Origin of the sequence: Streptomyces sp. NPDC004284, assembly GCF_042874035.1 — a bacterium.
Taxonomy (GTDB): Bacteria; Actinomycetota; Actinomycetes; order Streptomycetales; family Streptomycetaceae; genus Streptomyces.
On sequence record NZ_JBIAMJ010000001.1, the window covers coordinates 847,130 to 864,976 of the forward strand.

17 protein-coding genes and 1 riboswitch are annotated in these 17,847 nt (G+C 71.6%); of the genes, 11 read left to right on the forward strand and 6 right to left on the reverse strand.

The features are described 5' to 3' along the window. Positions 1–8 precede the first annotated feature (8 nt). The gene (glgX, locus tag ACFYUS_RS03910) at positions 9–2,210 is read right to left on the reverse strand and encodes a glycogen debranching protein GlgX (protein ID WP_388845378.1); all 2,202 of its coding nucleotides are present in this window, start codon (positions 2,208–2,210) and stop codon (positions 9–11) included. Between the two features lie 164 nt (positions 2,211–2,374). Here glgX and ACFYUS_RS03915 point away from each other — a divergent pair, with 164 nt between their 5' ends. The 6 genes from ACFYUS_RS03915 to ACFYUS_RS03940 all read left to right on the forward strand — a co-directional run bounded on the left by ACFYUS_RS03915 (position 2,375) and on the right by ACFYUS_RS03940 (position 8,796). Beyond that, positions 2,375–3,592, forward strand: a complete 1,218-nt coding sequence (locus tag ACFYUS_RS03915) for an Ig-like domain-containing protein (RefSeq protein ID WP_388845381.1) — start codon at positions 2,375–2,377, stop codon at positions 3,590–3,592. A 162-nt stretch (positions 3,593–3,754) separates the two neighbouring features. After that, the gene (locus ACFYUS_RS03920; protein WP_388845384.1) at positions 3,755–5,011 is read left to right on the forward strand and encodes an Ig-like domain-containing protein; all 1,257 of its coding nucleotides are present in this window, start codon (positions 3,755–3,757) and stop codon (positions 5,009–5,011) included. A gap of 89 nt (positions 5,012–5,100) precedes the next feature. Further along, positions 5,101–5,868 carry an enoyl-CoA hydratase/isomerase family protein gene (locus ACFYUS_RS03925; RefSeq protein ID WP_388845387.1) on the forward strand — a complete coding sequence of 256 codons (768 nt, stop codon included), beginning with the start codon at positions 5,101–5,103 and terminating at the stop codon, positions 5,866–5,868. A 97-nt stretch (positions 5,869–5,965) separates the two neighbouring features. Beyond that, on the forward strand, positions 5,966–6,472 hold the full coding sequence (locus tag ACFYUS_RS03930) for an ATP-binding protein (protein ID WP_388845390.1): 507 nt from the start codon (positions 5,966–5,968) through the stop codon (positions 6,470–6,472). Positions 6,473–6,853: 381 nt separating this feature from the next. Continuing rightward, positions 6,854–7,621: a polysaccharide deacetylase family protein gene (locus ACFYUS_RS03935; RefSeq protein ID WP_388845393.1), complete on the forward strand. Its 768-nt coding sequence runs from the start codon at positions 6,854–6,856 to the stop codon at positions 7,619–7,621. After that, positions 7,621–8,796 carry a YncE family protein gene (locus tag ACFYUS_RS03940; protein ID WP_388845396.1) on the forward strand — a complete coding sequence of 392 codons (1,176 nt, stop codon included), beginning with the start codon at positions 7,621–7,623 and terminating at the stop codon, positions 8,794–8,796. The genes ACFYUS_RS03935 and ACFYUS_RS03940 overlap by 1 nt, the downstream gene beginning before the upstream one ends. A 28-nt stretch (positions 8,797–8,824) precedes the next feature. On the opposite strand, the gene ACFYUS_RS03945 is transcribed toward ACFYUS_RS03940, so the two are convergent. Next, positions 8,825–9,463, reverse strand: coding sequence for a GNAT family N-acetyltransferase (locus ACFYUS_RS03945; RefSeq protein ID WP_388845399.1), 639 nt, complete (start codon positions 9,461–9,463; stop codon positions 8,825–8,827). Positions 9,464–9,537: 74 nt separating this feature from the next. Between ACFYUS_RS03945 and ACFYUS_RS03950 the strand changes: the two genes are divergently transcribed. Then, positions 9,538–9,753 (forward strand): EF-hand domain-containing protein, encoded by a 216-nt coding sequence (locus tag ACFYUS_RS03950; RefSeq protein ID WP_388845402.1) that lies wholly within the window; start codon positions 9,538–9,540, stop codon positions 9,751–9,753. 224 nt (positions 9,754–9,977) lie between these two features. After that, the gene (locus ACFYUS_RS03955) at positions 9,978–10,220 is read left to right on the forward strand and encodes a hypothetical protein (RefSeq protein WP_388845405.1); all 243 of its coding nucleotides are present in this window, start codon (positions 9,978–9,980) and stop codon (positions 10,218–10,220) included. A gap of 57 nt (positions 10,221–10,277) precedes the next feature. Here ACFYUS_RS03955 and ACFYUS_RS03960 read toward each other — a convergent pair whose 3' ends face one another. The 4 genes from ACFYUS_RS03960 to gcvT all read right to left on the reverse strand — a co-directional run bounded on the left by ACFYUS_RS03960 (position 10,278) and on the right by gcvT (position 14,671). Further along, the gene (locus tag ACFYUS_RS03960; RefSeq protein WP_388845408.1) at positions 10,278–11,648 is read right to left on the reverse strand and encodes an L-serine ammonia-lyase; all 1,371 of its coding nucleotides are present in this window, start codon (positions 11,646–11,648) and stop codon (positions 10,278–10,280) included. A gap of 151 nt (positions 11,649–11,799) precedes the next feature. Continuing rightward, the gene (glyA, locus tag ACFYUS_RS03965) at positions 11,800–13,068 is read right to left on the reverse strand and encodes a serine hydroxymethyltransferase (protein ID WP_388845410.1); all 1,269 of its coding nucleotides are present in this window, start codon (positions 13,066–13,068) and stop codon (positions 11,800–11,802) included. 20 nt (positions 13,069–13,088) lie between these two features. After that, positions 13,089–13,469 carry a glycine cleavage system protein GcvH gene (gene gcvH, locus ACFYUS_RS03970; protein ID WP_388845413.1) on the reverse strand — a complete coding sequence of 127 codons (381 nt, stop codon included), beginning with the start codon at positions 13,467–13,469 and terminating at the stop codon, positions 13,089–13,091. A gap of 77 nt (positions 13,470–13,546) precedes the next feature. Continuing rightward, the gene (gcvT, locus tag ACFYUS_RS03975; RefSeq protein ID WP_388845416.1) at positions 13,547–14,671 is read right to left on the reverse strand and encodes a glycine cleavage system aminomethyltransferase GcvT; all 1,125 of its coding nucleotides are present in this window, start codon (positions 14,669–14,671) and stop codon (positions 13,547–13,549) included. A 188-nt stretch (positions 14,672–14,859) separates the two neighbouring features. Next, positions 14,860–14,959, reverse strand: a riboswitch (glycine riboswitch). Between the two features lie 161 nt (positions 14,960–15,120). Between gcvT and ACFYUS_RS03980 the strand changes: the two genes are divergently transcribed. From ACFYUS_RS03980 to ACFYUS_RS03990, 3 genes are all read left to right on the forward strand, one after another. Continuing rightward, positions 15,121–15,783 (forward strand): AAA family ATPase, encoded by a 663-nt coding sequence (locus ACFYUS_RS03980; protein WP_388845419.1) that lies wholly within the window; start codon positions 15,121–15,123, stop codon positions 15,781–15,783. Positions 15,784–15,940: 157 nt separating this feature from the next. Then, entirely contained in the window at positions 15,941–16,681 is a 741-nt protein-coding gene (locus ACFYUS_RS03985; protein ID WP_388845422.1) for an enhanced serine sensitivity protein SseB, read from the forward strand. 57 nt (positions 16,682–16,738) lie between these two features. Beyond that, a complete protein-coding gene (locus ACFYUS_RS03990) occupies positions 16,739–17,530 on the forward strand; it encodes an enhanced serine sensitivity protein SseB C-terminal domain-containing protein (RefSeq protein ID WP_388845425.1) in 792 nt (263 codons plus the stop codon). The last annotated feature ends 317 nt before the right edge of the window (positions 17,531–17,847 follow it).

Here is a 17,847-nt window from a genome sequence, read left to right on the forward strand (position 1 = left end):
GGTGCCGGCTACTCCCGTACCCGTAGCAGCACCACCGACCGGGCCCCCACCGTGATCGTCCCGCCGCCCGGGTGGGCCGTGCCCGGTGGTGCGGACTGGTCCTCCCGGGCCGTGTCGACGACGAGTTCGTACGTCGCGGCCCACGGCGGTCCGGGGAGGCGGAAGTCCAGGGGGTCGGGGCCGGCGTGGAGGACGGCGAGGAAACTGTCGTCGGTGACGGGGCGGCCGAGGGCGTCGCGGCCGGGGATGTCGCGGCCCGAGAGGTAGAGCCCGAGCGTGGCCGTCGGCGCGTACCAGTCGCGTTCCGTCATCTCGGTGCCCTCGGCGGTGAACCAGGCCAGGTCCCGCAGCCCGTCCGCGCCCTGGGGCCGGCCGGAGAAGAAGGCGCGGCGGCGCAGGACCGGGTGGCGGTGGCGGAGGGCGAGGAGGCGGCGGGTGAGGGTGAGCAGGCCGGCCCGTCCGGGGTCGTCGGGGAGCGACCAGTCGAGCCAGCCGAGCGCGTTGTCCTGGCAGTACGCGTTGTTGTTGCCGCCCTGGGTGCGGCCCATCTCGTCGCCGGCGACGAGCATCGGGACCCCGGTGGAGAGGAGGAGCGTGGTGAGGAGGTTGCGCTGCTGGCGGAGGCGGAGGGCGTTGATCGCGGGGTCGTCCGTCTCGCCCTCCGTTCCGCAGTTCCAGGAGCGGTTGTCGTGGGTGCCGTCCCGGTTGCCCTCGCCGTTGGCCTCGTTGTGCTTCCGTTCGTACGTGACGAGGTCCCGCAGCGTGAAGCCGTCGTGGGCGGTGACGAAGTTGACCGAGGCGTACGGCCGGCGCCCGCCCCAGGCGTACAGGTCGCTGGAGCCGGACAGCCGGTAGCCGAGGTCCCGCACGTCGGGCAGCGCCCCGCGCCAGAAGTCCCGTACGGCGTCCCGGTAGCGGTCGTTCCATTCCGTCCAGAGAGGGGGGAAGGCGCCGACCTGGTAGCCGCCGTTGCCCACGTCCCAGGGTTCGGCGATGAGTTTCACGCGGCGCAGGACCGGGTCCTGGGCGATGACCGCGAGGAAGGGGGAGAGCATGTCGACGTCGTGGAAGGAGCGGGCGAGGGCCGCCGCCAGGTCGAAGCGGAAGCCGTCGACGCCCATCTCCGTGACCCAGTAGCGCAGGGAGTCGGTGATGAGGCGCAGGACCTGCGGCTGGACGACGTGCAGGGTGTTGCCGCAGCCCGTGTAGTCGGCGTACCGGCGGGCGTCGGACTGGAGGCGGTAGTAGCCGCGGTTGTCGATGCCCTTGAGGGAGAGGGTGGGGCCCAGTTCGCCGGCCTCCGCCGTGTGGTTGTAGACGACGTCGAGGATGACCTCGATCCCGGCCGCGTGCAGCGCCCGCACCATCCGCTTGAACTCGCCGACCTGCTGTCCGGCCGTCCCGGACGAGGAGTAGCCGGCGTGCGGGGCGAAGTAGCCGACGGAGTTGTAGCCCCAGTAGTTGCGCAGGCCGCGCCGCAGGAGGTGGTCCTCGTGCGCGAACTGGTGGACGGGGAGGAGTTCGACCGCCGTCACCCCGAGCCGGACCAGGTGGTCGATCGCGGCCGGGTGCGCGAGGCCCGCGTAGGTGCCCCGGAGGTGTTCCGGGATGCCGGGGTGCTGTTCGGTGAAGCCCTTGACGTGCAGTTCGTAGATGACGGAGTCCTGCCAGGGCGTCTTGGGCCTGCGGTCGTCGGACCAGTCGTCGTCGTCATGGACGACGACGCCCTTGGGGACGTACGGGGCGGAGTCCCGTTCGTCGCGGACGGTGTCGGCGACGTGCTGCTGCGGCCAGTCCCGGACGTGCCCGTACACCTCGGGGGGCAGGGCGAAGTCGCCGTCGACGGCCCGCGCGTACGGGTCGAGGAGGAGTTTCGCCGGGTTCCAGCGGGCGCCGGTCCACGGGTCCCAGCGGCCGTGCACCCGGTAGCCGTACCGCCGGCCCGGTCCGACGCCCGGCACGAAGCCGTGCCAGATCTCGTGCGTCAGTTCGGTCAGCGGGAGGCGCGTCTCGGTGCCGTCGGTGTCGAAGAGGCACAGTTCCACCGCCTCCGCGCCGCCCGCCCACAGGGCGAAGTTGGTGCCCGTCACCCCGCCGGGACCGACCCGGCAGCGGGCCCCCAGCGGGGTCGGAGCCCCCGGCCACACCGGTGGTCCGGCCCGCTCCGGGGCATGCTGCTGTACCGCCTCCTGCTCGGCTGCGCTCGCCACCGTCCCGGCCTCCCGCGGCTCGTCGGGCCCGCACCCGGGGGAGCGGTGGCGTCCCGGCCGCCGCTCCCCCGGGTGGTTCTCCCCCTGTTCTGCCCGCACGGCCGTGCTCCCAACATGATCCGCACGCACGTTTCCCCTGGAGGGTGGCCGTCGTTGGGCCGGGTGTGACCTTTGTGTGGAAGCGGGCGGGGCACGCCCTCGTGGTGGCGGGACTGTTGGCGGGCCTCGTGGGCTGTACGGCGGCGGACGGCGGTGGCGGGATCGACGTCGTCCTGCCGGGCAAGGTGCGGGCCCCGGGCGATGTCATCCGGGTGAGCCCGGAGGACGGCAGCCGGGCCGTGCCGGCCGGGGGGCCCGTCGAGGTGAAGCTGGACAGCGGGCGGCTCGAACGGGTGACGGTCGCCCAGGTCGAGGACGGCCGGCGGGCCGAGGTCGCCGGGGAGATCTCGGCGGACGGGCTGCGCTGGCGGCCCCGGCCGGGCGTCCGGCTCGCGCTGGCCGCCAAGTACAGCGTGGACGCGGTCGCGCTCGACGGGCACGGGCGCCGCTCGGCCCGGCACACCACCTTCACCACCGTGGTCCCCGAGTCCCGCTTCATCGGCTACTTCAAGCCGGAGAACCGTTCCACGGTCGGCACCGGCATGATCGTCTCCTTCGATTTCAACCTGCCGATCGAGAACCGGGCCGCGGTCGAGCGGGCCGTCCGCGTCACCTCGGAGCCGCCGGTGGAGGTCGTCGGCCACTGGTTCGGCAAGGAGCGGCTGGACTTCCGGCCCGCCGCGTACTGGGCGCCCGGCACCAGGGTCACCGTGGAGATCGGACTGCGGGACGTCGAGGGGGCGCCCGGGGTGTACGGCATCCAGCGCAAGACGGTCGGCTTCACCGTCGGCCGCTCCCAGGTCTCCCGGGTGGACGCGGCGGAGCACACCATGGAGGTCCGGCGGGACGGCCGGGTCCTCGCCACGCTGCCGGTGACCGCGGGCGCGCCGAAGACCACCACGTACAACGGGAGGATGGTCGTCACCGAGCTGTACGACGTGACCCGGATGGACGGCAGGACGGTCGGGTTCGGCGGCGAGTACGACATCAAGGACGTGCCGCACGCGATCCGGCTGACCGACTCGGGGACCTTCCTGCACGGCAACTACTGGGCCGACGCCTCCACCTTCGGCTCGGCCAACGTCAGCCACGGCTGTGTGGGCCTGAGGGACGAGAAGGGCGGCAGCCCGGACTCGCCCGCGGGCTGGTTCTTCGACCGGACGCTCGTCGGCGACGTGGTGGAGGTGGTCAACTCCCGGGACAAGGAGGTCGCCCCCGACAACGGTCTCGGCGGCTGGAACCTGGACTGGCCCCGGTGGAAGGCCGGCTCCGCGCTGGGCTGACCCCGCTCGCCTCCCCGTACCACGTCGACTGGGACTGAACGGTGACATTCGCGAGGAACTTTCGTGTCCTGCGGTGTGATTATCTAGCGCTGTGTGCGCGAGTGGATGCGTACGGGGGTGGGGCCGCGGCGATGCCGGGCCGTGCGAGGGGAGACAGTCACAGTGAACGGGCAGCCGATAACGGGGGCATCGGTCAGGAGCGGGCGGCGGCGCGGGGGCGTCAAGCTGCAGGCCCTGGCCGCGGGAGCGCTGCTTCTGGTCCTGACCGCCTGCGGCGGCGGCGAGACCGCCACCGGCGGGGGCGCGGGGGGCCAGAACCCGGCCGCCCAGGGCGGCGGCGACCAGGGGAACGCGGCCTCGCAGGCGGTCGTGACGATCCTCCCGAAGGACGGCGCCGACTCGGTCGCCACCAGCGGGGCCCTCAAGGTCACCGCCGAGCAGGGCAAGCTGACCACGGTCACGGTCGCCGACCCCAAGGGCACCGAGGTCGAGGGCCGGATCGCCGCCGACGGCGCCAGCTGGTCGCCGACCGCGCACCTGGCGGCGGCCACCCGGTACAAGGTCCACGCGATCGCGAAGGACGCCGACGGCCGCGAGTCGGCGAAGGACACCACCTTCACCACGCTCGTCCCGAAGAACACCTTCATCGGCCAGTACACGCCGGAGGACGGTTCGACCGTCGGCGTCGGCATGCCGGTCTCCATCAACTTCACCCGGGGCATCACGAACCCCGAGGCCGTCGAGAAGGCCATCAAGGTGACGGCCGTCCCGGCCGTGCAGATCGAGGGCCACTGGTTCGGCAACGACCGCCTCGACTTCCGCCCCAAGGACTACTGGGCCGCCGGCACCAAGGTGACGGTGCAGCTCAACCTGGACGGCGTCGAGGGCCGCCCGGGCGTCTACGGCAAGCAGAAGAAGACGGTCTCCTTCACCATCGGCCGCCGCCAGGTCTCCACGGTGGACGCCTCCGCGCACACCATGCAGGTCGAGCGCGACGGCAAGATCATCAAGACCATCCCGATCAGCGCGGGCGCGCCGTCCACGACGACGTACAACGGGCAGATGGTCATCAGCGAGAAGTACAAGGTGACCCGCATGAACGGGGCCACCGTGGGCTTCGGCGGCGAGTACGACATCAAGGACGTGCCGCACGCGATGCGCCTGTCCAACTCGGGCACCTTCGTGCACGGCAACTACTGGGGCTCCCCGGGGATCTTCGGCACCACCAACACCAGCCACGGCTGTGTCGGCCTGCGCGACGCCCGCGGCGCGGGCGACAGCTCGATGCCGGCGGCCTGGTTCTACGACCGCTCGCTCATCGGTGACGTGGTCGTCGTGAAGAACTCCAAGGACAAGCAGATCCAGCCGGACAACGGCCTCAACGGCTGGAACATGGACTGGTCGGAGTGGATCGCCTAGGTCTTCCGTGACCTTCCGGTCGAAGGGGCCCGGTGCTGTGAGCAACAGCACCGGGCCCCTAGGCGTTAACGGACACTAACCTTCCTTCCATGACTGTGAACCTCGAAGTCGCCGAAGGCGTCGGCACGATCCGCCTCGACCGCCCCCCGATGAACGCCCTGGACGTCGCCACCCAGGACCGGCTGCGCGAGCTGGCGCAGGAGGCGACCGACCGCGACGACGTGCGGGCCGTGGTCCTCTACGGCGGCGAGAAGGTGTTCGCGGCCGGCGCGGACATCAAGGAGATGCAGGTCATGGACCACGTGGCCATGGTCAAGCGCGCGCGTGCCCTCCAGGACTCCTTCACCGCCGTCGCCCGCATCCCCAAGCCGGTCGTCGCCGCGATCACCGGCTACGCGCTCGGCGGCGGCTGCGAGCTCGCGCTCTGCGCCGACTACCGGATCGCCGCCGACAACGCCAAGCTGGGTCAGCCGGAGATCCTGCTCGGCCTGATCCCCGGCGCGGGCGGCACCCAGCGGCTGTCCCGGCTCGTCGGCCCGTCCAAGGCCAAGGACCTCATCTTCACGGGCCGGATGGTGAAGGCCGACGAGGCCCTGACGCTCGGCCTGGTCGACCGGGTCGTCCCGGCCGCCGAGGTGTACGAGCAGGCGCACGCCTGGGCCGCCAAGCTGGCGCAGGGCCCGGCCGTCGCCCTGCGGGCCGCGAAGGAGGCGATCGACCAGGGGCTGGAGGCCGACATCGACACCGGCCTCGCCATCGAGCGCACCTGGTTCGCGGGCCTGTTCGCCACCGAGGACCGGGAGCGCGGCATGCGCAGCTTCGTCGAGGAGGGCCCGGGCAAGGCGAAGTTCGCCTGACGTTCCTTCACGGGTTCCGTGACGATCCTTCACGAGCGGGGGCCGATTCCACCGGAACGGCCCCCGCGGAGGGCTTCGTACGGCCATGATGGGGAGCATGGCGGGCCTGGAGGGTAGGGAACAACCGCGGCAGCGCGCGAGCGCCGCCGCACCGCGGTGGTCACCGGCCGCGGACGACGAACAGGCCGCCGCGCAAGTGGAGTTGTACGGCAATCCGTCCGAGGAGGACATCCGGCTGCCGTCCCGCCCCGAATCCGCGTGGGTGGCCCGCAGGCTCACCCAGCACGTCGTGCTGCGGCAGTGGGGGCTGGGCCCGCAGATCGCCGAGCACGCGGTCCTCCTCGTCTCGGAGCTCGTCGGGAACGCCGTGCGGCACACCGGCGCCCGGGTCTTCGCCCTGCGCTTACAGCGGCGCCGGGGCTGGATCCGGATCGAGGTGCGCGATCCCTCGCGCGGACTGCCCTGTCTGATGCCGGTGCACGAGCTCGACATCAGCGGCCGCGGGATCTTCCTCGTCGACAAGCTCGCCGACCGCTGGGGCGTGGACCTGGCGCCGCGCGGCAAGACGACCTGGTTCGAGATGCGGGTCGCGGACCGCTCCTGACGACACCGGAACGCACGGAAGCCCCCGTGCGCCGTGGTGTGGCGCGTGGGGGCTTCCGTGTGGTGCGCCGTGGACGGGGGGGTGTATCCACGGCCGCTATGTCGACCTGGCCCGGGTCAATGGGGGTCGTGTCTCCGACTATGTCAGACGGGGGGCCTTGCCGCCAAAAGTCCCTAGTGGGGCAAGGTGGGTCAAAAGCGGACAGTTCAATAATGAATCGTTGGTGACGTGTAGCACTCGCCTTGTAAACAGTGAATGGCTATACGGTTCGCCGGGTGTTTCTGGGGTTCGTCCGCATGGTGGACGCCTGGTGCGCGGCGACAAACGTCCTGAATTGGCCTAATCGTGACCAATCGGGCGACATCCCTCTTAAATGGTCGCGTGAAGCCGACCGACCGCCGAGGAGCCCTCCGGACGGGCGCGGCCGCCGCCCTCGCGGGAGCCCTCGCCACCGCCTGCGGCACGGAACCCCGCCCCGCCCCCGCCGCCGCAGCCCGGCACCCCGCCCCCGCGCCCGTCGTCGCCCCGGCCCCCCGCCGCTTCCCCGGCCGGCCGGACGAGATCGCCCACGGGCCCCGCGACCGGCCCCGGGTCGCCCTCACCTTCCACGGCCAGGGCGACCCCGCCCTCGCCCGGCGGCTCCTCGCCCAGGCGGAGAAGGCCGGCGCCCGCGTCACCGTCCTCGCCGTCGGCGGCTGGCTCGACGAACACCCCGAGATGGCCCGCCGCGTCCTCGACGGCGGCCACGACCTCGGCAACCACACCCAGCGCCACATCGACATCAACGCCATGACCGAGGCCGAGGCCCTCGCCGAGATCCAGGCCTGCGCGGGACGGCTGCGCCGCCTCACCGGCTCCGTCGGCACCTGGTTCCGGCCCTCCCGCACCCAGCACGCCGCCCCGCACGTCCTGCGCGCCGCCCGGCGCGCCGGATACCCGCACGTCCTCTCGTACGACGTCGACTCCCTCGACTTCACCTCGCCCGGCGCGGCGGCCGTCGTCCGCAACGTCATAGGGCCCGTCCGCGCCGGATCCGTCGTCAGCCTGCACTTCGGCTACCCGGACACCGCCACCGCGCTGCCCCTCCTCCTCGCCGACCTCGACCGCCGCGGCCTGAGCGCGGTCACCACCACGGAGCTGCTGAGCTGATGGCACACCTCACCAAGAGGACCCGGATCCTCCTCGCCGCCGCCCTCCTCGCCGGACTCGCCGGCTGCGGCACCGCGAACCACTCCGAGGGCGCCGCCCCCGTGAAGAAGGCCGCCGCCGTGCCCAAGGCGGCCGCCGACCCCGCCGGACTGCCCGGCATGCCGCCCCTGCTCGACCCGCACGACGTCTACGCCGCCGACCGGCCGAACAGGCTCTCCCCGGTGGTGAAGAACTTCCCCTCCCGGGTCTACGTCCCCAACACCAACTCCAACACCGTCTCGGTCATCGACCCCGCGACCTACCAGGTCGTCGAGACCATCCCGGTCGGCGTCCAGCCCCAGCACGTCGTCCCCTCCTGGGACATGAAGACCCTCTGGGTCAACAACGACCGGGGCCACACCCTCACCCCCATCGACCCGGCCACCGGCATCGCCGGCAAGCCCGTCGAGGTCCACGACCCGTACAACCTGTACTTCACGCCGAACGGCAAGTACGCCATCGTGATGGCCTCGCTCGACCGCGAACTCGTCTTCCGCGACCCCCACACCATGGAGCGGAAGAAGACCGTCCCCGTCAGCTGCTACGGCGTCAACCACGCCGACTTCTCCGCCGACGGCCGCTACTTCATCGTCTCCTGCGAGTTCTCCGGCGAACTCCTCAAGGTCGACACCGAGAAGATGGAGGTGATCGGCCAGCAGAAACTGCCCTTCCAGGGCGCCATGCCGCAGGACGTGAAGATCTCCCCGGACGGGAAGACCTTCTACATCGCCGACATGATGGCCCACGGCATGTGGGTCCTGGACGGCGAGAAGTTCACCACCCCGACCCTGCTCGCCACCGGCAAGGGCTGCCACGGCCTCTACGTCGGCCGGGACTCGCGCGAGATGTACATCTCCAACCGCGGCGAGGGCTCGGTCTCCGTCTTCGACTTCCAGCAGAACAAGCTCACCAAGAAGTGGTGGCTCCCGGACGGCGGCTCCCCCGACATGGGAGGCGTCTCCGCCGACGGCAAGGTCCTGTGGCTCTCCGGGCGCTACGACTCCGAGGTCTACGCGATCGACACCACCACCGGCAAGCAACTCGCCCGCATCCCCGTCGGCAGCGGCCCGCACGGACTCGCGGTCTATCCGCAGCCGGGCCGCTACTCCCTCGGCCACACCGGCATCTTCCGGTAGCGGCCGGCCGGGCGTCTCCGGGCGGGGCTCAGCCGGCGACCAGGAGCGCCTCCGAGGCCACCGGGCGGTAGCCGGCCGCCTGGAAGACGCGGACGCTGCGGGCGTTGCCCGGGGACTGCTGGGCCCACACCACCTCGCCCGGGGCGAGGTGGCGGGCCGCCGTCGCCAGGGCCCGGCCCAGGCCCCGGTGGCGCACCTCCTCGTCCACCTCGATCGCCGCCTCCCAGCGGCCCGCGACGCCCCGGCCCAGGGCCAGGACGCCGCCGTCGGCCGCCCAGACCCGGACCTCGTCGCGGAACTTCAGGGCCCGCGCCACCCGGGGGTGCGTGGGGTCGTCGATCTCGCGGAGCTCCAGCGGGGGAGGGCCGGGCAGCGTGTCCGCCACCGTGAGCAGGTCGATCGTGTTCATGTGCCGGCCGGTGCGGGCCATCAGGGCGTACAGGAATCCCGGGTTCATGCTCGCCGCGAGCGGGTCGCTGGACGCGGCCGCCAGCTCGGCCCGCACCCACTCCGGGTCGGCGTCCGTGAAGACCACCGAGTGGGCGGTGAAGGCGAGCACTCCCGCGTCCCGGGGGTTCGGCTGCGGCACCACCGTGGTCGAACCGTCCGGGGGCGGGAACTCCCCGCGCGTCGCCGCCGCCAGTATCCGCGCCACCTCGTTGCTCATACCCCCATCATCCGGCACCGGGCGGCCAGCTAATCTGGCCCCCGTCAGACAAGCACCAAGAAGGGGCGGACGCAGTGGCGGACATCGAGTCGGCACGCACGGCATTCAACAGGTTCGACGTGGACGGCGACGGCTTCATCACCGCCGCGGAGTACAAGCACGTCATGGCGGAGCTGGGCGACTTCAACGTCACCGAGACGGTCGCCGAGGTGCTCATCAAGCAGCGCGACGACAACGGCGACGGCGTCCTGTCCTGGGACGAGTTCTGGGCGCACTACAGCAAGGCCTGAGCCTGACCTGCCGGCCCGGGCGGGCGGAGCGACACGGGTCGCCGCCTGTCCGGGCTTCGGCGTACCCCCAGACCTGACGCATTGGCCTAGACCTATTGTGCGGCTCTTTCGGTGACGGTACGTTCGTCCCCGGCTGCGCAGCCGGACGTACCGCAACGCAACGCACCACATCGCATCGTCACGCACTCCGCCGGGGCATCCCGGCGTTTTCAGGAGGCAATGCCATGTACCGCCGCACAGCAGCCGCACTCGCGACCGCCGTCACCGCAGGGGCACTCGCGCTCGGAGCCGCCGGAGCCGCGCAGGCCAATCCCGGTCCGGGCTACTACGCGAACAGCTCGTACTCCTCGTACGCCGACTGCCAGGCCGCGGGGAAGGCCGGCTACAGGATCTGGGGGCCGATCTTCACCTGCGAGCCCTTCAGCGCCGACCGCCAGGACATCATCGTCCTCTGGGTCCGGGCCTGACACGAAGCCGGCCGGCCCCGGGGATCCCGGGGCCGGCCGGCCGTGCGAGTGAACGGTTCAGCACTCGATGATGTTCACCGCGAGACCGCCGCGAGCGGTCTCCTTGTACTTGACGCTCATGTCGGCGCCCGTCTCCTTCATGGTCTTGATGACCTTGTCGAGGGAGACCAGGTGGCTGCCGTCGCCGCGCATCGACATCTTCGCCGCCGTGACGGCCTTGACCGCCGCCATGCCGTTCCGCTCGATGCAGGGGATCTGGACCAGGCCGCCGACCGGGTCGCAGGTCAGGCCGAGGTTGTGCTCCATGCCGATCTCGGCCGCGTTCTCCACCTGCCCCGGGGAGCCGCCGAGGACCTCGGCGAGGGCGCCCGCCGCCATCGAGCAGGCCGAGCCGACCTCGCCCTGGCAGCCGACCTCGGCGCCGGAGATCGAGGCGTTCTCCTTGAAGAGCATGCCGACCGCGCCGGCCGCGAGGAGGAAGCGGACGATGCCGTCCTCGTCCGCGCCCGGGACGAAGTTCATGTAGTAGTGCAGGACCGCCGGGATGATGCCGGCCGCGCCGTTCGTCGGGGCGGTGACCACCCGGCCGCCCGCCGCGTTCTCCTCGTTCACGGCCATCGCGTAGAGGGTGATCCACTCCATCGCGTGCGCGGCCGGGTCGCCCTCGGAGCGCAGCTTGCGGGCCGAGGTCGCGGCGCGGCGGCGGACCTTCAGGCCGCCCGGCAGGATGCCCTCGCGGGACATGCCGCGCGAGACGCAGGACTGCATGACCCGCCAGATCTCCAGGAGGCCCTCGCGGATCTCCTCCTCGGTGCGCCAGGCCTTCTCGTTCTCCAGCATCAGGGAGGAGATCGACAGGCCGGTCTCCTTGGTGAGGCGGAGCAGCTCGTCGCCGGTGCGGAAGGGGTACTTCAGGGCGGTGTCGTCCGGGATGATCGGGTTCTCGCCGGCCACCGCGTCCTCGTCGACGACGAAGCCGCCGCCGACGGAGTAGTACGTCTTCTCCAGGACGAGCCCGCCCTCCGCGTCGTACGCGAAGACGGTCATGCCGTTGGCGTGGTACGGGAGCGCCTTGCGGCGGTGCAGGATCAGGTCGTCGTCGAAGGAGAACGGGATCTCGTGCGCGCCGAGCAGGTTGATCTTCCCGCTCGCCTTGATCCGCTCGAACTCGTCGTCGGCGGTCTCCACGTTCACCGTGCGCGGCGAGTTGCCCTCCAGGCCGAGGAGGACGGCCTTCGGGGTGCCGTGGCCGTGGCCCGTCGCGCCGAGGGAGCCGTACAGCTCGGCCCGTATCTTCGCCGTGTGGGCGAGCAGGCCCTCGTTCTTCAGCCGGCGGGCGAACATCCGGGCCGCCCTCATGGGGCCCACCGTGTGGGAGCTCGACGGACCGATGCCGATCGAGAACAGGTCGAAGACCGAGATGGCCACGGAAGGACTCCTTGTGGGGGCTAGACGCCGTTGTCTGCCGGGGTGGAGCAGAGAAGCGCGGAGAAGGGGCTGAGCATGGGCCGGGGCACCGCGCTCACTGTCCAGTGTGCGGGGTGCCCCGGAGATTCCGTACGAACAAAAGGGTACGAAATTACTTCAGGCCGGGGTACAGCGGGTGCTTGTCCGCGAGAGCGGTCACCCGGGCCTTGAGGGCGGCGGCCTTGTCGGCGTCGAAGCCCGGCTTGAGGGTCTCGGCGATGACGTCGGCGACCTCGGCGAAGTCCTCGGCCTGGAAGCCGCGGGTCGCGAGGGCCGGCGTGCCGATGCGCAGACCGGAGGTGACCATCGGCGGGCGCGGGTCGTTCGGAACGGCGTTCCGGTTGACCGTGATGCCGACCTCGTGGAGACGGTCCTCGGCCTGCTGGCCGTCGAGCTCGGAGTCGCGCAGGTCCACCAGGACCAGGTGCACGTCCGTGCCGCCGGACAGGACGGAGACGCCGTGGGCGGTGACGTCGTCCTGGACCAGGCGCTCGGCGAGCGCGCGGGCGCCGTCGAGGGTGCGCTGCTGGCGCTCCTTGAACTCCTCCGAGGCCGCGACCTTGAAGGAGACGGCCTTGGCCGCGATCACGTGCTCCAGCGGGCCGCCCTGGAAACCGGGGAAGACCGAGGAGTTCAGCTTCTTGGCGAACTCCTTCTTCGCCAGGATGATGCCGCCGCGCGGGCCGCCGAGCGTCTTGTGCGTGGTGGAGGTCACCACGTCCGCGTACGCGACCGGGTTCGGGTGCAGACCGGCGGCGACCAGGCCCGCGAAGTGGGCCATGTCGACCCACAGGTAGGCCTCGACCTCGTCGGCGATCCGGCGGAACTCGGCGAAGTCCAGCTGGCGCGGGTAGGCGGACCAGCCCGCGATGATCACCTTGGGGCGGTGCTCCTTGGCGAGGCGCTCGACCTCGGCCATGTCGACCAGACCGGCCTCGTCCACGTGGTACGCGACCACGTTGAACTGCTTGCCGGAGAAGTTCAGGCGCATGCCGTGGGTGAGGTGGCCGCCGTGGGCCAGGTCCAGACCCAGGATCGTGTCGCCCGGCTGGGCGATCGCGAACAGCGCGGCCTGGTTGGCGGAGGCGCCGGAGTGCGGCTGCACGTTGGCGTACTCGGCGCCGAACAGGTCCTTGATCCGGTCGATCGCGATCTGCTCGGCCACGTCGACGTGCTCGCAGCCGCCGTAGTAGCGGCGGCCCGGGTAGCCCTCGGCGTACTTGTTGGTGAGGACGGAGCCCTGGGCCTCCATGACCGCGACCGGAGCGAAGTTCTCCGAGGCGATCATCTCGAGGGTGGACTGCTGACGAAGGAGCTCGGCGTCGACGGCGGCGGCGACGTCGGGGTCCAGCTCGTGGAGGGGAGTGTTCAGAAGCGACATGAATCGATCCCTAGGGGGTCTCAGTTCCCGGCGGTGAGCTCGGTGTACTGGTCGATGGAGAGCAGGTCCTTCGGCTCCTCGCTGATCCGGACCTTGAACAGCCAGCCACCCTCGAACGGAGCGGAGTTCACCAGGGACGGGTCGTCCACGACGTCCTGGTTGGCCTCGACGACCTCACCGGTGACGGGGGAGTACAGGTCGCTGACGGACTTGGTCGACTCCAGCTCGCCACAGGTCTCGCCCTCGGTGACGGTCTCGCCGACCTCGGGGAGCTGGGCGTAGACGACGTCACCGAGCGCGTTGGCCGCGAACTCCGTGATGCCGACCGTCGCGACGCCGTCCTCGACGGCCGACAGCCACTCGTGCTCCTTGGTGTAGCTCAGCTGCTGGGGGTTGCTCATGACCTGATTCTCCTGGATCGGGGGAGTGCTGATGAACGTGGGTCTTGCGGGGTGAGACGAAGAGTGAGACGACTTCGTCACTTCTGGCGCTTGTAGAAGGGCAGCGCCACGACCTCGTAGGGCTCGTGGGTGCCGCGGATGTCCACACCGACGCCCTCGGTCCCGGGCGTGGCGTGGGCCGCGTCCACGTACGCCATCGCGATCGGCTTTCCGAGGGTCGGGGACGGGGCGCCGGAGGTGACCTCGCCGATGACCACGCCGTCCTTGACGACGGAGAAGCCGGCGCGCGGGACGCGGCGGCCCTCGGCGATCAGGCCGACGAGCTTGCGCGGCGGGGCGGTCTCGGCGCGCTCGGCGGCCTTCTCCAGCGCCTCGCGGCCGACGAAGCGGCCCTCGTTGGCGGTCTTCTCGAACTTCACGACGCGGCCCAGGCCGGCGTCGAAGGGGGTGAGGGCGGTGGTCAGCTCGTGGCCGTACAGCGGCATGCCCGCCTCCAGGCGGAGCGTGTCGCGGCAGGACAGGCCGCAGGGGATCAGGCCGACGCCCTCGCCCGCCTCGGTCAGGGCCTTCCAGACGCCCTCGGCGTGCTCGGGCTTCAGGAACAGCTCGAAGCCGTCCTCGCCGGTGTAGCCGGTACGGGCGATCAGCGCGGGGACGCCGGCGACCGTGCCGGGCAGGCCGGCGTAGTACTTCAGGCCGTCCAGGTCGGCGTCGGTGAGCGACTTCAGGATGCCGGGGGACTCCGGGCCCTGGACGGCGATCAGGGCGTACGCGTCGCGGTCGTCGCGGACCTCGGCGTCGAAGCCCTCGGAGCGGGCGATCAGGGCGTCGAGGACGACCTGGGCGTTGGAGGCGTTGGCGACGACCATGTACTCCGTCTCGCCGAGGCGGTAGACGATCAGGTCGTCGAGGATGCCGCCGTCCTCCTGGCAGATCATCGTGTAGCGGGCGCGGCCGTTGCCCACGGTGGAGATGTTGCCGACGAGGGCGTGGTCCAGGAGCTCCACGGCCTGCGGGCCGGTGACGGTGATCTCGCCCATGTGGGAGAGGTCGAAGAGGCCGGCCTGGTTGCGGACGGCGTTGTGCTCGTCGCGCTCGCTGCCGTACCGCAGCGGCATGTCCCAGCCGGCGAAGTCGGTCATGGTCGCGCCCAGCGAACGATGCAGGGCATCGAGGGCGGTCAGACGGGGGGCAGTGCTCATGGGGTGGCTCCCGGGTCCCAAGGGCGTGATCGGTGACGAAAACACATGACGGGCGAGGACGTCCTCCCCATCTGTCATGGAACCTGAGAGGTTCACCGAGAGCATCTCGGCACCGGGCGAGCGGCGCCGGAAGGTCGGCTTGCACCTTGGGTGGGGACACGGCGACGTGTCCCGCTTTTCAGATCTGCCTCATCCACGCGGTACGGGGCCTGAGAGATTCAAGGGAGGGTCTTGCTCCTTCGGCGCCCGGACGCGCTCGGCGGTCCGGAACTCTCCCGCGCGGATTCGAGCGGCCGGTATGCGGTTGTGCGGCGACTGTGCGCGCCTGGCGCGCACATCATTGCACGCGGTGTCGGCGGGGCAAATCGCTTGTGTCGCATTACCGATTCTTTACACTTCGTGGGCAAGGGTCTCCTGAGGTCTCCTGAGACCCGGCCAGGGGGAGAGCGATGAGGATCCAGCACACCGGCGCATACGCGACGAGTACCGGCATACCGTCCCAGCGGGCCCGCGCCCGCAGCCGCCGCCGCGGCCGCCTCCTGCGGGACCTGCGCGAGCGCGGCGGCCGCGGCCCCCGCGCCCTCACCTTCGCCGCGGGCGACCTCGTCGTCGTCTCCGGGCTGCCCGGCAGCGGCAAGTCCACCCTGCTGAAGCGCGTCGCCGAAGGAGGCGGCATCGACTCCCAGGACGCCCGCGAGCGCTGGGAGGCCCGCATGCCCCGCCTCCTGCCGTACGCCGTCTACCGCCCCCTCGTCCGGATCGCGCACTACGCCGGACTGCGCCGTGCCCTGCGCTCCGGCGCGAGCGTCGTCGTCCACGACTGCGGCACCCAGTCCTGGGTGCGGGCCTGGCTCGCCCGCGAGGCCGGACGCCGGGGCCGCGCCCTGCACCTGGTCCTCCTCGACGTCACCCCGGACACCGCGCGGGCCGGCCAGGACGCCCGGGGCCGGGGCGTCTCCGCGTACGCCTTCGGACGCCACCGGCGGTCCGTCGGCCGGCTCCTGCGGGCCGCCGAGTCCGGCAGCCTGCCGCACGGCTGCGCCTCGGTCACCCTCCTCGACCGGGACGCCGCCGACTCCCTGCGCAGGATCGGCTTCCGGGAGGCGGCCTGAGGGGAGACGGCCCGAGGGCGCGACCGGCGGGGTGTGTCCCGTTTCCGTCCCGGGACGCCCGTACCCTTCCTTTCGGGCCACGGCGGCGCCGGTGCGGCATTAGGGTGCTGCCGGGCGGCCGGTGGCGGCAGGCCGTGCGAGAAGGGGAAACGGGACCGTGGACGTGACGTGGCCGGGCAACGAGCTCGAAGAGGTCCTCGCCGCCTCACTCGGCAACCCCGAGGCGGGCGGACGCCTGGTCGAGGTGCTCGGCCGCAGCCAGGTCTGGGTGCCCCTGCCCAACGGCGGCGGCCCCGACAGCCCCGACCTGGACCTCCCCACCATCGAGCTCGACGGCGCGGCCTTCGTCCCCGTCTTCAGCTCCGAGCAGCAGTTCCTCGCCTGCGTCGGCACCCACATGTCCTTCACGGTCGCCCCCGCCCGTGACTTCGCCCGCGGCCTGCCCCCGCAGCTCGGCATCGCGGTGAACCCCGGCGGTGCGGTCGGCGTCCCGCTGCCGCCGCCCGCCGTCGCCGAGCTCTGCCGCGTCGGCCGGACCCCGCTCGACGGCCCCGCCAGCGGCGGCCGCGTCCGGCTCTTCGAGCCCGACTGGCAGGACGACCCGGTCGACTTCCTCGCCGCCGCCTCCGCCGAGTTCGAGGCCACCGGGGTCGTCACCACCGCCCGCCGCGCCCTCGCCAGCGTCGAGGGCACCGAACCGGCCCTCTTCATCGGCGTCCAGCTGGGCGGCTGGGACGGCGTCGACCGGAACGCGCCCCTGGACGCCCTCGGCCGCGCCCTCGGCCGCGTCGAGGTCGCCTGGCCCGTCAACCTCATCCTGCTCGACATGGCGCAGGACCCGGTCGGCGACTGGATGCTGGAGCGGGTGCGCCCCTTCTACCAGAGCGTCGGCGCCTGAGCGGCCCCCTGTTTAAGCTGAACTGACTCGGTGGACGGAAGAGGGGCGGGACCCAGGGTGAGCGCGTCGGGCACGGCAGCGGCCGGACAGGTCGAGCACAGACTGGGCCAGGTGGCACCCGGACGCTACGACGCGTACGAGCAGTTGCTGCACGCCCTCGCCGACGGCGAGCTCCACATGCTGCTCTGGCAGGGCGCCCCCGGCGCGCCCGACGCCCAGTACGGGAACATGGAGGTCGACGGCTTCGGCTACGCGCCCTGCGTCACCTCCGTCCAGGAGCTCTCCGCCTCCGGCTGGAACCGCGCCCACGAGCTCGTCACCGGCCGTGAGATCGCCCGCGCCCTCTACCCCGACCGCTGGGGCGTCTGGCTCAATCCGCACGCCCCCGGCGGCGGCGTCGGCATCCCCTGGCCCGACCTGCGCCGGATCGCCACCGGTCTGGACCGGATGCCCGCCGGGCCGCTGCGGGTCACCGAGCCCGCCCTGGAGATGCCGCAGTTCTACGCCCTGCTCACGCAGAACGCGCACCGCACCCCGGCCGTCCGGTCGCTGCGCCGCGGCTGGGTGCAGCCCGCGCTCGGCTCCCCGTACCTCGTCATCGGTCTCGACCTGTACGACACCTCCGCGGCGGCCGTCGACACGGTCCGCTCGATGATGCGCCAGTCGATCGGCTCCGTCCCCGACGGACTGCCCGTCTCCACGGTCGCGCTCTCCGACGCGTACGACCCGGTGGCGCTCTGGCTGCGGGCGAACGCGCGCCCCTTCTACGACCGCGAGGCGCACGCCGGACGCGGTTCCGCATCCGCGCCGGGCTACGGATACCCGCCACCGGCTCCGTCCGGATACTGAGACGTCCCTCCTGTCCCACTTGTCGGCAAAGGCCTCCGGAGTCCGCTCCGGAGGCCTTCGTTCACCCCAATTCCATAGGGCAAGGCACCAGTTGAGCGGCATGTCCGATTGCGCACAAGAGAGCCCCAGTTGGTCCGCTCAGGTGATCACGACGTCCGGATAACGGAAGTCGCAGCACCGCATCACGTTTGAGCAAACATTCACCTTCAGGTCTGGCGGGTGATCGCAAGCGCATTGAAGACTCCCCGGAACACCGGGCGTTCTGTTCCTTTCGAACGGATGCCCAGCAGGTTGTTCCACCGAGCCGCTACCCGCGG

Bases quoted from the DNA above. Each gene is read 5' to 3' on its own strand.
- ACFYUS_RS03980 (WP_388845419.1), top strand. From the start codon at position 15,121: ATGAGGATCCAGCACACCGGCGCATACGCGACGAGTACCGGCATACCG.
- gcvT (WP_388845416.1), bottom strand. From the start codon at position 14,671: ATGAGCACTGCCCCCCGTCTGACCGCCCTCGATGCCCTGCATCGTTCG.
- ACFYUS_RS03930 (WP_388845390.1), top strand. From the start codon at position 5,966: ATGGCGGGCCTGGAGGGTAGGGAACAACCGCGGCAGCGCGCGAGCGCC.
- ACFYUS_RS03955 (WP_388845405.1), top strand. From the start codon at position 9,978: ATGTACCGCCGCACAGCAGCCGCACTCGCGACCGCCGTCACCGCAGGG.
- ACFYUS_RS03925 (WP_388845387.1), top strand. From the start codon at position 5,101: ATGACTGTGAACCTCGAAGTCGCCGAAGGCGTCGGCACGATCCGCCTC.
- ACFYUS_RS03945 (WP_388845399.1), bottom strand. From the start codon at position 9,463: ATGAGCAACGAGGTGGCGCGGATACTGGCGGCGGCGACGCGCGGGGAG.
- glyA (WP_388845410.1), bottom strand. From the start codon at position 13,068: ATGTCGCTTCTGAACACTCCCCTCCACGAGCTGGACCCCGACGTCGCC.
- gcvH (WP_388845413.1), bottom strand. From the start codon at position 13,469: ATGAGCAACCCCCAGCAGCTGAGCTACACCAAGGAGCACGAGTGGCTG.
- ACFYUS_RS03940 (WP_388845396.1), top strand. From the start codon at position 7,621: ATGGCACACCTCACCAAGAGGACCCGGATCCTCCTCGCCGCCGCCCTC.